We start from the raw sequence: 13,166 nt of genomic DNA, 5'->3' as shown, positions 1-13,166 counted from the left end.
AGCGTCCGCCGTGCGTCAAGCCCTTCAAGTCCCGTGCGGTCAGGTTCTGTTCGACCCCGCCCCGTTCCGCCAGGAGGCCCCCATGCTCCGCATCCCAGCCGACGAAGCACTCATCGCGGGTGAGTGGCGACGCGGCGCGGGCGCCCCGGCCGACACCGTCGACCCGGCCACGGGCCGCGTCCTCGCCTCCGTCCACGCGGTCTCCCCCGACGAGGTCGCCGAAGCGGCACGGGGAGCGGCGAAAGCGGCCGCCGACCCGCGCTGGCGCGGCCTCCTGCCCCACCGGCGCGCCCTGCTCCTGCACCGCGTCGCCGAGCTGATCGAGGAGTCCGCGGACGACCTCGCGGACCTGCAGACAGCCGACACGGGCAAGGCGCTCGCCGAGACCCGCGCCCTGGTGGGCAGCGCGGCGGCCACCTTCCGATACACGGCCGCCGCCCTGGAGACCGCCGAGGAAGCGATCACGCCCTCGCGCGGCGACTACGTGACGATGAGCGTGTACGAACCGATCGGCGTCGTCGGCGCGATCAACCCCTGGAACTCCCCCGTGGCCAGCGACGCCCAGAAGATCGCCCCGGCGCTCGCGGGCGGCAACGCGGTCCTGCTCAAGCCCGCCGAGTGGACCCCGCTCGTGTCGCTCGCACTCGGCCGCCTCATCACCCGCGCCCTGGCCGAACACGGCCTGCCCACCGGGCTGTTGTCCGTGCTCACCGGGCGCGGCAGCATCGTCGGCGACGCGATCGTCCGCGATCCGCGCGTCGGGAAGGTCACCTTCACCGGCGGCACGAGCACGGGCCGGACGCTCGCGCACGCGGCCGCCGAGAAGCTGATGCCCCTCTCGCTCGAACTGGGCGGCAAGTCCCCGACGGTCGTCCTCGCCGACGCCGATGTCGAGCAGGCCCTGGCCGGCGTGATGTTCGGCGTCTTCTCCTCCAGCGGACAGTCCTGCATCGCGGGATCACGGCTCTTCGTCGCCCGCGAGCTGTACGAGGAGTTCGTCGGCGAACTGGCGCTCCGGACAGCGAAGTTGCGCGTCGGGCCCGGCACATCGCCGGACACCCGCGTAGCGCCCCTCGTCCACCACAAGCACCGGGACTCCGTCGCCGCGTACGTCGATCTCGCCCGCGAGGAAGGCGCGCGGGTGCGGTGCGGCGGGAGCGTGCCGCAGGGCGCGGAGTACGAGGACGGGGCGTACTACCTGCCCACCGTCCTCGACGGGCTCCCCAACTCCTCGCGGACCTGCCAGGAGGAGATCTTCGGTCCCGTCCTGGTCGCGCTGCCCTTCGACGACGAGGACGACCTCGTACGGCAGGCCGACGACAGTGTCTACGGCCTCGCCTGCGGCATCTGGACCCGCGACCACCGGGCCGCCTGGCGGATCGCGCGGCGCGTGGAGGCGGGCACGGTCTGGATCAACACCTACAAGCAGTTCAGCATCGCCACGCCCTTCGGCGGCATGAAGGAGAGCGGTCTCGGCCGCGAGAAGGGCCGCGACGGCATCCGCGCCTATCAGCGCCAGAAGTCCCTGTACTGGGGCGTCTCCGACGCGCCTCTCCCCTGGGCCAACTGAACCCCCGTACCTCTGGAGCAGGTCATGTCCCCACCCTCTGCCGCCCGAAACCGCACCTCCTCTCCCCCGATCGCCCGGCTTCGCGCCCTGCGCTCCGTCGAACTCCTGACCCCCTCCTTCACCGAGGCCGCCGACTTCTACCAGGAGGTCTGGGGCCTGGAGACCGTCGAGTCCGAGCGCGGCGCCGCCGCCTGGCTGCGCGGTACCGGCGCCGAGCACCACGCCCTCCAGCTCACCCGTGCCGACCGGATCGGCCTCGGCAGGATCTCCTTCGCGGTGGGCACGCCCGCCGAGGTCGACGAGGCCGCCCGCAGGCTCCTCGCGCACGGCATCACACCGGTGGCCGGGCCAGGACCGCTCGACCAGGTCGGGGGCGGCTACGGGCTGCGCTTCACCGACCCCGAGCACCGCCTGATCGAGATCAGCGCGGAGGTCCACGCGGTCGCGCCGCGCGGCAGGGACGGCGCCATACCGGTCGGCGTGACGCACGCGGTGCTCAACACGGCGGACATCGACGCCTCCGTGGCCTTCTACCGCGACGTACTCGGCCTTCGCGTCTCCGACTGGTCCGAGCACCAGATGGCGTTCCTGCGCTGCAACGCCGACCACCACTGCATCGCCTTCAATCAGGCCGAGTGGGCCTCGCTCAACCACGTGGCGTACGAGATGAGTTCGATCGACCACTTCATGCGGGGCCTCGGCCGGCTGCGGCATCACGGCGTCGACCCGCAGTGGGGTCCGGGACGGCACGGGCCCGGCAACAACACCTTCTCCTACTTCACCGACCCCTCCGGGCTGGTCTGCGAATACACCTCCGAGGTGGCGCAGATCGTCGAGGACGCGTGGATCGCGCGCGTCTGGCGGCGGGTGCCCGAGCTGTCCGACCTGTGGGGGACGGCCGGGCCGCCGTCGAAGGAGATCCGCTGCCACATGGCGGGGACGCCCGACCCCGGCCCGCTGTCCCGCCCCCGCCCGACAACCCCGGAGGTCCAGGCATGAGCGCCGTACGCAAGGTCGGCCTCGTCGGCTGGGGTGCCATCGGGCGCGTCGTCGGCGCCGCGCTCGCCGAACACCGCGTCACCGGCGCCGAGTTGACCTGCCTCGTCGACAACCGTCCGCTCGGCGAGAGCGCCCCCGCCCCGCAGGTCTCCTTCGACGAGGCCATGGAGCGCTGCGATCTCATCGTGGAGGCGGCGGGACAGGGAGTCGTACGGGAATGGGGCGAGCGCGTCCTCGCCTCCGGGACCGATCTGCTGATCGCCTCGACCGGCGCCCTCACCGACGAGGAGCTCTCCAAACGGCTCCTGGCCGCGGGACCCGGCCGGGTGTACTTCACCGGGGGCGCGGTCGGCGGGCTCGATCTGCTCCAGGCGGTGCGTTCGCTCGGGCCGCTGGACGAGGTGCGGCTCACCACCACGAAACTGCCCTCCACGCTCGAACAGCCTTGGATGGGCGAGGAGTTGCTGTCCCGGATGCGGACGGCCACCGGCCCGGTCGAGGTGATGTCCGGGACCGCCCGCGACGTTCCCGTGAAGTTCCCCAAGTCGACGAACGTCGCGGCCTCGGTCGCCCTCGCCGTCGGCGACCTGGACGCCGTGCGGGTCCGGGTCGTCGCCGATCCCGGCGCCCGTCACACGCGGCACGTCGTCGAGGCGTCCGGCGCGCACGGCTCGTACCGCTTCGAGGTCGCGCATCTGCCGGACCCGGTCAACCCGGCGACCAGCCAGGTCGTGCCGTACGCGGTCCTGCGCAGCCTCGCGGCGCTCGCGGGCCGGACAGGGCAGATCCTGTGACCGGCGCCGCCATCCACGTCGAGGAAGCGGGATCCGCCGGGCCGCTGCTGCTCTGCCTGCACGGCATCGGCTCCTCGTCGGCCGCCTTCGCACCGCAGCTGGCCGAGCTGTCCGCGTACGCAAGGGTCGTGGCCTGGGACGCACCCGGGTACGCCAAGTCCGCCGACCCCGAGGGGCCTCTCGACCTGGACGGCTTCGCGGACGCGGCGGCCGGTCTCATCCGCGAGCGCGGCACGAGCGCCCACGTCCTCGGCGTCTCGTGGGGCGGGGTGATCGCCCTGCGGCTCGCGGCACGGCACCCCGGACTCGTCGACTCGCTGATTGTCGCGGACTCCAGCACCGGCTCCGGCACCGACCCCGCCAAGGCCGACGCCATGCGGCAGCGGGCCGCCGAGCTCGCGGAACTGGGGCCGCGGGCGTTCGCCGAGCGGCGCGGGCCCCGGCTCGTCTCGCCGGACGCGCCCCCTGAGGTCGTCCGGCGGGTCGTCGACACCATGGCCGCGTCCGTGCGCCTGCCCGGATACGCGTACGCCGCCGAGTCCATGGCCGCCGCCGATCTGCGCCCCGAGATCCCCGGCATCACGGCCCCCGCCCTCGTCCTCTGCGGCGACCAGGACCGGGTCACCGGCGTCGAGGCCTCCCAGGCCATCGCCGGCGCCCTGCACAAGACCGCCTACGTGATCGTCAAGGACGCCGGTCACCTGGCCAACCAGGAGCGGCCCGGGGCCTTCAACGCCTGGGTCCTCTCCCACCTCCGCATCACCGCCCGCATCCCCGAACACCCCAACGGCCCCGAACACCCCTGAACACCCCTGAACAGGAGCTTCCTCATGCCTCTGACCACCACCGAGTACGACAACGGCGGCGACCTCGGCACGTACACCGACTCGCTGATCGCCACCAAGGAGTCCCGTGTCGCGGACTTCAGCACGCTGTCCTTCCAGGAGAAGGCGGGCCCGCAGTACCGCCGCGGCCAGATCCGCTACGTCGGCTCCGGCGCGACCGGCAACCACGAGAACGACAGCCGCATCCTGCCCTCCGGCGGCTTCACCTTCTCCAACATGCTGCTCCCGCCCGGCGCCGAGGGCCCCGAGCACACCCACCACGACGTCGAGGAGGCCTTCTTCGTCCTGGAGGGGCAGGTCAAGGTCGGCATCCACCGGGGCGCCGACGAGGCGGAGTACCGCACGCTCGGCTACCGCGACATGATCGTCGTCCCGGCAGGCGTGGCGCGCTCCCTGAAGAACGAGGGCGACACCGACGCGCTGTTCTGCGTCGTCATCGGCACGCAGAAGCCGCAGGTCCCGACCTACCCCGAGCACTCGCCGATGCACGGCGTCACCCGTGACTGAGACCTCACCCGTGACCGACGGCCGCACCGTCGTCGTCACCGGCGCGGGCCGTGGCCTGGGACTGTCCATGGCCCGCCGGGCGGGCGAGGACGGCTTCCGGGTCGTCGTCGCCGAGGTGGACGCGGTGCGGGGCGGCGAGGCGGCCGCGGAGCTGCGTGCGCAGGGCCTGGACGCGCACTTCGTACGGTGCGATGTCGCGGACCCGGAGTCCGTGCACGAACTCGCCCTGTCCGTGCGCGACTTGGGACCGCTCTACGGCCTTGTCAACAATGCCGCGCTCGCCGACGGCGTCGGCGGCAAGGAGTTCCAGGACATCGACGTCGCGGTGTGGGACCGCCTGATGGCGGTCAACGCCCGCAGCCCGTGGCTGGTCGCCAAGGCCCTCCACCCGCTCTTCGGCTCCCCCGGCCGGATCGTGAACATCGCGTCGGACGCGGCCCTGTACGGGTCGCCGCGCCTGGCCCACTACATCGCGTCCAAGGGCGCGGTCATCGCCCTGACCAGGGCGATGGCGCGGGAGCTCGGCGACAAGGGGATCACCGCGAACGCGGTGGCGCCCGGACTCACCGAGGTCGAGGCCACCGAGGCGGTGCCTGCCGAGCGGCATGCGCTGTACCGGGGCAACCGGGCGATCTCGCGCCCGCAGCAGCCGGACGACCTTGTCGGGCTCGTCTCCTTCCTCCTCTCCGAGGAGTCCCGCTATCTGACCGGACAGGTGATCGCCGTCAACGGCGGCTTCACCATGAACTGACGTAACGGAGCCTCTAGTTATGGATCTGGGCCTCTCCGACCGGACCGTCCTGGTCACCGGCGGCAGCTCGGGTGTCGGCCTGGCCACGGTCCGCGCCCTGCTCGACGAGGGCGCGCGCGTCGCGACCTGCGGGCGTGACGCCGACCGCCTGGCGAAGGCGGCGGCAGGACTCGGCGGCGGCGACCGCCTCCTGACGGGGGTGTGCGACGTACGCGACGCGGACGCCGTACGGGAGTTCACCGAGCGCGCGGCAGGCACTTTCGGCTCGCTCGACGGGCTCGTCAACAACGCGGGGCAGTCCCGCATGAAGGGCCTCGACGACTCGACCGCCGACGACTGGCGCGACGAGCTGGAGCTGAAGTTCGCCGGTGTCCTCCATCCCCTGCACGCCGCGCGCCCGCACCTGGCGGCGTCGGACGCGGCGAGCGTCGTCAACGTCAACGCGGTGCTCGCCAAGCAGCCCGAGCCCCGCCTCATCACCACCAGCGCGGCCCGCGCGGGCATCCTCAACCTCTCCAAATCCCTGGCCACGGAGCTCGCACCGGACGGCATCCGCGTCAACTCCGTCTGCCTGGGCCTGATCGACACCGGCCAGTGGACGCGCCGTCACGCGGCCGCCGCATCGGGGCTCGGCTACGAGGAGTGGCAGGCCGAGCTTGCGGCCGACCGCGGCATCGCGCTCGGGCGGCTCGGCCGGGCGGAGGAGGTCGCGTACGCGATCGTCACGCTGCTCTCGCCCCGCGCCTCGTACACCACCGGTACCAGCATCGACGTCTGCGGCGGCGTCGGCCGCGGCATCCTCTGAGGAGCTCACCCCATGCCACCCACCTCACCCGTGCCGCCCGCGCGGTACGCCACCGGCGGCGATCTCCTCGTCGCCGTCCTGCGGGAACTCGGCGTCGACACGGTCTTCGGAATCGTCAGCGTGCACAATCTGCCGCTGGTCGAGGCGGTCGACCGGGAGCTGCGCTTCGTCCCGGTGCGGCACGAGGCGACCGCCGTGAACGCAGCCGACGCCTACGGCCGGGCCCGCGGCTCCCTCGGCTGCGCGCTCACCTCGACGGGGACGGGCGCGGGCAACGCGGCCGGTTCCCTCGTCGAGGCGCTGAGCGCGGGCACCTCCGTCCTGCACGTCACGGGCCAGGTGGAGGCCGAGTTCCTGGGCAGCGGCCGCGGCTTCATCCACGAGACCAAGGACCAGCTGGGCATGCTCCGGGCGGTCTCCACGTACGCGGAGACGGTGACGTCCACTGACTCCGCGGGCCACATCCTCCGCGAGGCGGCCCGCGCCGCACTGACGGACCCCGGCGGCCCGGCGAGCGTGGAGTGGCCGGTGGACCTCCAGTACGCGGAACAGAGGGATACGGGGAGCTCGGCGAGTGCGGGCTGCGGGCACACCGGCTCGGTCGCGGCGACCGGGGCGCAGGGGTCGCTCCTCGCGGCGTCCGCGGACAGCGGGTCCGGCGCTGCGGTCGGGGCACCTCTCTCCGCCCGCCCGCTTCCCGCCGAAGGCGAACTCGCCGGGGCCCGGGCCCTCCTCGCCGCCGCCAGGCGCCCCCTCGTCTGGGCCGGCGGCGGAGCCACCCGGGCCCGCGCCGAGCTCGCCGGGCTGCTGCACGCCACCGGTGCCGGGCTGCTCAGCTCCAACTCGGGGCGGGGTTCCGTGCCCGAGGACCACCCGCAGGTCATCGGCAACTTCGCCACCGCCCCGGCGGCCCGCGCCCTCCTCGCGGACGCCGACCTGCTGCTCACCGTCGGCACGCACTTCCGGTCCAACGAGACCGCCGACTACGGGCTCGCGCTCCCCGAGGCGCACATCCAGATCGACATCGACGCCGACGCCCTCGGCCGTGTGTACCCGGCCCGGCACGCCCTGCACGGTCACGCCCCCGACGTGCTCGCCGCCCTGCTGCCGCACACGCGCCGGGCCGAGGAGAGCTGGACGCACCGCGTCGCCGCCGTCCGCAGGGACGTCCGCGCCACGCTGCACGACAACATCGGCCCCCAGGCCGCGATCTGCGACGCCATCCGGGCCGCGCTGCCCCGCGAGGCGGTCGTGGCCCGCGACGTGACGATCCCGTCCAGCAGTTGGGGCAACCGGCTCCTGGAGATGTACGACCCCCGCGACAACGTCTTCCCGCGCGGCGGCGGCATCGGGCAGGGCCTCGGCATGGGCATCGGCGCGGCGCTCGCCCGGCCCGACGCGCCCACCGTCGTCCTCGCGGGTGACGGCGGCCTCGCCGTCCACCTGGGCGAACTGCTCACCCTCGCCCAGGAGCGGCCCCGGCTGACCCTCGTCGTCTTCAACGACGGCGGCTACGGCGTGCTCCGCAACATGCAGGACCGCTACAGCGAGCGCCGCTCCGGAGTCGACCTCGCCACGCCCGACTTCGAACTCCTCGCCCGGGCCTGCGGCCTGGACTACGCGCGGATCGCCGCCGAGGAACACGCACAGCCCGTGATCAGCCATGCCGTCGCCTGCGACGGACCGACCCTCGTCGAGGTCGACCTGGCGCGCCTCGGCCCGATGAAGAAGCCGTTCACCCCGCCCGTCAAGATCCCTGGCCAGTGAGGAGGACCCCACCATGAACGACCGCGAACTCACCCTGCTCGTACGCCGTATGACCTGGGAGGCGGACGGAGTCCTCTCCGTCGAACTCGCCCACCCGGAGGGCAAGCCGCTGCCCGCCTGGACGCCGGGCGCGCATCTCGACCTCCATACCGGAGGCCACGTACGCCAGTACAGCCTCTGCGGCGACCCGCACGACACGGCCACGTACCGCATCGGAGTCCTCAACGAGGCTTCCTCGCGCGGCGGTTCGCGGCACGTGCACACCAAGCTGCGGCCCGGCCAGACGGTCACCGCCTCCGAGCCGCGCAACCACTTCGCGCTCGAAGACGCGCCCGGCTACCTCTTCGTCGCGGGCGGCATCGGCGTCACCCCGCTCCTCGCCATGGCCCGCGAGGCCGCGCGGCGCGGAGCCGGCTGGCGCATGGTCTACGGCGGACGCACCCGGGGGTCGATGGCGTTCACCGGGGAACTGGCCGCCCTGGACGCGGACGTGACCCTCGTACCGCAGGACGAGCTCGGCCACATCGACCTCGCCGCGGCGCTCGGCGGCCTGCCCGATGACACGCTCGTGTACTGCTGCGGCCCCGAGCCCCTGCTCGCCGCCGTGGAGGCCGTCGCCCCGGCGGACCGGCTGCACGTGGAGCGGTTCGCCGCGCCCGTCGCGGAGCGGACCGGGGACGAGTCCGCGTTCGAGGTGGAGTGCCGCCGCTCCGGCGTGACCCTCTCGGTCGGCGAGGACACCTCGGTGCTCCGGGCGGCCGAGGCCGCGGGCCTGAACGTGACGAGCTCCTGCCAAGAAGGCATCTGCGGCAGCTGCGAGACCCGCGTGCTGGACGGCACGCCCGACCACCGCGACTTCCTGCTCAGCGAGGCCGAGCACGCCGCGAACACCTCGATGATGATCTGCGTCTCGCGCTGCGCGTCCGGCCGTCTCGTCCTCGACCTGTGATTCCCCGACCTGTGATCCCCCGATCCCTGATTTCCCGATCCGTGTTTCCCGCCGGAGGCGACCGTGACCACCACCTGGCCGTACCTGGACGTCCACCAGTCCCGTACGCACGAGCCCACCCCCTACGAGTACAAGCTCGCCGCCACCCTCGAAGAGGTCTTCACCAAGGAGGGTCATGAACTCTCCGACGTCGTACGCGGCTTGAACAGCCGCCAGGTCCACGCGCCCGACGGCGCCCCCTGGACCGAAGAGTCCTTCCGCGCCGAGATGAACCGACTGGGAGCGTGACCCCGATGACCCCCCTGACCGCCCCGACCGGCCTGACCGCTGCCGCCGACCACATCTACGCCACGGGCCTGCGCAACCAGTGGCACCCCGTCGTCCCCTCGGACTTCGTCGCGCCCGGCGCCATGCGCAAGGTCACCGCGCTCGGCGAGCAGTGGCTGCTCTTCCGCCGCTCCGACGGCGCCCTGTCGATGCTCGCCGACCGCTGTCCGCACCGCGGCGCACCGCTCTCCCTGGGCAAACACCTCGGCGACCGGGTGGCCTGCTGGTACCACGGCGTGGAGATCGAGACCGACGGCACCGTCTCCTCCGTACCGGGCCTGCCCGGCTGCAATCTGGAGGGCAAGAAACTCGTCGCGTCCCTGCCGGTGCGGGAGATCGGCGGCGCGATCCTGGCGTACTTCGGCGACGAGAAACACCCGGAGCCCGCCGAACTAACGCTGCCCGAGCCGCTCACCGACCCCGACGTCGACGCGATCCTCTGCTACGCGGAGTGGAACGGCCCGTGGCGGTTCGCGGTGGAGAACCTCCTCGACCCGATGCACGGCGCCTTCCTCCACCATGAGTCGCACACGATGTACGACGGCGACACCACCGCCAAGTTCCGCATCCGGGAGACCGACCGCGGCTACTTCTTCGAGAAGACCGACCAGCGGGGCGTCAACTTCGACTGGGTCGAGCTGTGCCGCACCGGCGTGGACTGGGTGGACCTGACCATTCCCTACCCGCCGTCCGCAGGCCCCGGTGGCCCGTTCGGGATCGTCGGCATGGTCTGCCCGGTCGACGAGAACCGCACCGGCGTCTTCTTCTGGCGCTACCGCCGCGTCCAGGGCTGGCAGCGCGACACCTGGCGCTTCCTCTACAAGACCCTCATCGAGGAGCGCCACTGGCAGGTCCTGGAACAGGACCGGGTGATGCTGGAGGCGATGCCCGCCGACGCCGACCAGCGCGAGAACCTCTACCAGCACGACCTGGGCGTGGTCAGGCTGCGCCGGATGTACCGCGCGGAGGCCGAGGCCCAGGCGGCCGCCTCGTAGCGGCTCAGGCCTCTGCTCCGTAACAGCTCAGGCCTCTGCTCCGTAACGGCTCAGGATTCGGCCTCGTGAGGTTCGTCGGAGTCGGTGATGGACCGCTCCAGCTTGGACATCAGACGGGCCAGCTGACGGCACTCGGCCGGGGAGAGTCCGTCGAGCATCCGGCGTTCGTTGTCGAGATGCTCGGCGAACACCTCGTCGATCTTGGCGAGGCCCGCGTCGGTGAGCCGTGAGTAGACGACGCGGCGGTCCTGAGCGTCGCGCTCGCGCACGATCAGGCCGTCCTTCTCCAGGCGGTCGATGCGCAGTGTCACCCCGGCCGACGAGACGAGTCCGGAGTCGGCGAGCTGGCCCGCCGTGAGCCGGTAGGGCGCCCCAGCCCTGCGCAGCGCGGTCAGCACGTCGAACCCGGCGACCGCGAGGCCGTGCCGCTCGATGGCCGTGGTCAGCCGGGTGTTGTAGCGCAGGAAGGTGCGGTGCAGCCGCGCCAGTACCTCCAGGGGCGAGGTGTCGAGCTCCGGCCGCTCCCTGGCCCAGTCCTCGATGATCGATGCGACCGCGTCCCGCTGGGCCCCCGCCGACTTCTTCCCGGCCATGTGCCGTAGCCTCCCTCTCGCCCGTCCCGCGGTCAGTGCGTCCCGCGATCAGTGCCGTTCCGCGGGCAGTACGGAAATCTTAGCCCTGAGAGAAGTACGTATTCGCAGGATAGGCCTGCACGACCGCGCCGGGACACGCCATACTCGTCCGATACATCGGATGTCTTCTGTCTTGCGAGGCGAGGTCCCCATGGCTGTCACCGACGAGGCCATCGAAAAGATCAAGGGCATGATCGTCTCCGGTGCCCTGCGCCCCGGCGACCGGCTGCCCAAAGAGAGTGAACTCGCCGCCGACCTGGGCCTTTCACGCAACTCGCTGCGCGAGGCGGTGCGCGCCCTCTCCCTGATCCGCATCCTCGACGTACGCCAGGGCGACGGTACGTACGTCACGAGCCTGGACCCGCAGTTGCTGCTCGAAGCCCTGAGCTTCGTCGTCGACTTCCACCGCGACGACACGGTCCTCGAGTTCCTCGCGGTGCGCCGCATCCTGGAACCGGCGGCCACGGCCATGGCGAGCGTCCGCATCACCGAGGCCGAACTCGACGTGCTCACCGCGCAGCTGGACGCCCTGGGGGAGGCACCCTCGGTGGAGGAACTGGTCGCCTGCGACCTGGAGTTCCACCGCGGCATCGTGCAGTCGTCTGGCAACTCCGTGCTCTGTTCGCTCCTGGACGGCCTCTCCGGGCCCACCACCCGGGCCCGCGTCTGGCGCGGCCTCACCCAGGAGGATGCCGTCAGCCGGACCCTGCACGAGCACCGGGCGATCCTCGCCGCGCTGCGCGACCGCGACGCCGAAGCGGCCAGGTCATGGGCGACGGTGCACATCGCGAGCGTGGAGCAGTGGCTGCGCTCCACGCTGTGAAGCAGGGCCGCGGAGGGAGTGCGCGGACCTCCGGCGGGGCAGTGATCCGTTCATCGCGGCCCGCGCAAGGGGGCTGCGGAGGGACCTGCCGGACGCCGTAAGGTTGGGGCGTACGTAAAGGACATCGGAAGGAGGCCTGGGTGATCGAGCTCGAGGGAGTTCCCGAGCTGGTCGACCCGGTCATGGTGGCCGCGTTCGAGGGCTGGAACGACGCCGGCGACGCCGCCTCCACCGCGGTCGCGCATCTCGACAAGGAGTGGAAGGGCGAGGTCTTCGCGGCGCTGGACGCCGAGGACTACTACGACTTCCAGGTCAACCGCCCCACGGTCTTCCTGGAAGGCGGCGTCCGCAAGATCACCTGGCCGACGACCCGGCTCTCGGTGGTCCGCGTGGGCGGCGACAAGCCGCGCGACCTCGTACTGGTCCGCGGGATCGAGCCGTCGATGCGCTGGCGTTCGTTCTGCAACGAGATCCTGGGCTTCGCCCACGAGCTGGGCGTGGAGCTGGTGGTGATCATGGGTGCGCTGCTCGGCGACACCCCCCACACCCGTCCCGTCCCCGTCAGCGGCGTCACCTCCGACCCGGACCTGGCCCGCACCATGGACTTGGAGGAGACGAAGTACGAAGGCCCGACGGGCATCGTCGGCATCCTCCAGGAGGCGTGCACGCACGCGGGCGTCCCCGCGGTGAGCCTGTGGGCGGCCGTCCCGCACTACGTGTCGCAGCCGCCGAACCCGAAGGCCACGCTCGCCCTCCTGAACCGCCTCGAAGACCTCATCGGCCTGCGCATCCCGCTCGGCGACCTCGCCGAGGACGCGCGCGCCTGGCAGGTGGGCGTGGACCAGCTCGCGGCCGAGGACAGCGAGGTCGCCGAGTACGTCCAGTCGCTCGAAGAGGCGCGGGACACGGCCGAGCTGCCCGAGGCGAGCGGCGAGGCGATCGCCCGCGAGTTCGAGCGCTATCTGCGGCGGCGCGACGGCGGCGGTCCGCCGCAGGCCGGCGGGCACGCCACGGACGGCGGTGAGCGCACCCGGCCGCCGAAGCCGCAGCCGCGCACGGACCCGGGACCGGAGCCCGAGCCGGAGCAGGAGCGGGACGAGAAGACCGGCGGCGAATCCGGACCCTCTGATTCCTCCGAGGACCGCGAGGACTGAGCGCCGCGAGTCCGCGAGGACTGACGCGAACGGGCACACCCAGTGGGGCGGCATCCGAAAGGATGCCGCCCCACTGCGTTGCGCGCCCGCCACCGCGTTGCGCCCGGTGACGTCTGGCCGGAATGAGGCGTGACATCGCCTTCAGGACGAATTGCGCGAGGTTCCCTTAACACCTTGATTTCAAACGTAGTTGGGGCAAAGGGGGTGGACGAGTCCGCCCGGCGGTAGCAAGGTGTGCCCCGGATGCG

14 protein-coding genes are annotated in these 13,166 nt (G+C 72.2%); 13 read left to right on the top strand and 1 reads right to left on the bottom strand.

Going from position 1 to position 13,166, the window contains the following annotated elements; genetic code table 11:
• Positions 1-82 precede the first annotated feature (82 nt).
• From ABZ906_RS40105 to ABZ906_RS40055, 11 genes are all read left to right on the top strand, one after another.
• Positions 83-1,570, top strand: coding sequence for an aldehyde dehydrogenase family protein (locus ABZ906_RS40105; RefSeq protein WP_361391259.1), 1,488 nt, complete (start codon positions 83-85; stop codon positions 1,568-1,570).
• Between the two features lie 24 nt (positions 1,571-1,594).
• Entirely contained in the window at positions 1,595-2,569 is a 975-nt protein-coding gene (locus ABZ906_RS40100; protein WP_361391256.1) for a VOC family protein, read from the top strand.
• Positions 2,566-3,363, top strand: coding sequence for an aspartate dehydrogenase domain-containing protein (locus ABZ906_RS40095; protein ID WP_361391253.1), 798 nt, complete (start codon positions 2,566-2,568; stop codon positions 3,361-3,363). The genes ABZ906_RS40100 and ABZ906_RS40095 overlap by 4 nt, the downstream gene beginning before the upstream one ends.
• Positions 3,360-4,169, top strand: a complete 810-nt coding sequence (locus tag ABZ906_RS40090) for an alpha/beta hydrolase (RefSeq protein WP_361391250.1) — start codon at positions 3,360-3,362, stop codon at positions 4,167-4,169. The genes ABZ906_RS40095 and ABZ906_RS40090 overlap by 4 nt, the downstream gene beginning before the upstream one ends.
• A 24-nt stretch (positions 4,170-4,193) precedes the next feature.
• Positions 4,194-4,715, top strand: coding sequence for a cupin domain-containing protein (locus tag ABZ906_RS40085; protein ID WP_361201304.1), 522 nt, complete (start codon positions 4,194-4,196; stop codon positions 4,713-4,715).
• Complete coding sequence (locus ABZ906_RS40080; protein ID WP_361391247.1) at positions 4,708-5,466, top strand: SDR family oxidoreductase; 759 nt, start codon at positions 4,708-4,710, stop codon at positions 5,464-5,466. The genes ABZ906_RS40085 and ABZ906_RS40080 overlap by 8 nt, the downstream gene beginning before the upstream one ends.
• Positions 5,467-5,485: 19 nt before the next feature.
• Positions 5,486-6,271 (top strand): SDR family oxidoreductase, encoded by a 786-nt coding sequence (locus ABZ906_RS40075; protein WP_361391244.1) that lies wholly within the window; start codon positions 5,486-5,488, stop codon positions 6,269-6,271.
• A 12-nt stretch (positions 6,272-6,283) separates the two neighbouring features.
• Positions 6,284-8,038, top strand: a complete 1,755-nt coding sequence (locus tag ABZ906_RS40070) for a thiamine pyrophosphate-binding protein (protein WP_361391241.1) — start codon at positions 6,284-6,286, stop codon at positions 8,036-8,038.
• A gap of 13 nt (positions 8,039-8,051) precedes the next feature.
• Positions 8,052-8,987 (top strand): PDR/VanB family oxidoreductase, encoded by a 936-nt coding sequence (locus ABZ906_RS40065; RefSeq protein ID WP_361391238.1) that lies wholly within the window; start codon positions 8,052-8,054, stop codon positions 8,985-8,987.
• 63 nt (positions 8,988-9,050) lie between these two features.
• The gene (locus tag ABZ906_RS40060; RefSeq protein WP_361201295.1) at positions 9,051-9,275 is read left to right on the top strand and encodes a recombinase-like helix-turn-helix domain-containing protein; all 225 of its coding nucleotides are present in this window, start codon (positions 9,051-9,053) and stop codon (positions 9,273-9,275) included.
• A gap of 5 nt (positions 9,276-9,280) precedes the next feature.
• Positions 9,281-10,309, top strand: a complete 1,029-nt coding sequence (locus ABZ906_RS40055; RefSeq protein ID WP_361391235.1) for an aromatic ring-hydroxylating dioxygenase subunit alpha — start codon at positions 9,281-9,283, stop codon at positions 10,307-10,309.
• A gap of 50 nt (positions 10,310-10,359) precedes the next feature.
• On the opposite strand, the gene ABZ906_RS40050 is transcribed toward ABZ906_RS40055, so the two are convergent.
• Complete coding sequence (locus tag ABZ906_RS40050; protein ID WP_361391232.1) at positions 10,360-10,902, bottom strand: MarR family transcriptional regulator; 543 nt, start codon at positions 10,900-10,902, stop codon at positions 10,360-10,362.
• 190 nt (positions 10,903-11,092) lie between these two features.
• Between ABZ906_RS40050 and ABZ906_RS40045 the strand changes: the two genes are divergently transcribed.
• Together ABZ906_RS40045 and ABZ906_RS40040 are read left to right on the top strand one after the other, a co-directional pair.
• On the top strand, positions 11,093-11,764 hold the full coding sequence (locus ABZ906_RS40045; protein ID WP_361201289.1) for a FadR/GntR family transcriptional regulator: 672 nt from the start codon (positions 11,093-11,095) through the stop codon (positions 11,762-11,764).
• A gap of 140 nt (positions 11,765-11,904) precedes the next feature.
• Positions 11,905-12,918, top strand: coding sequence for a PAC2 family protein (locus ABZ906_RS40040; protein ID WP_361391229.1), 1,014 nt, complete (start codon positions 11,905-11,907; stop codon positions 12,916-12,918).
• Positions 12,919-13,166: the final 248 nt, after the last annotated feature.

It is taken from the genome of Streptomyces sp. NPDC046925 (assembly GCF_040644915.1).
In the GTDB taxonomy this organism is placed as follows: domain Bacteria; phylum Actinomycetota; class Actinomycetes; order Streptomycetales; family Streptomycetaceae; genus Streptomyces.
This window is presented reverse-complemented; position numbering and strand designations above follow the sequence as displayed.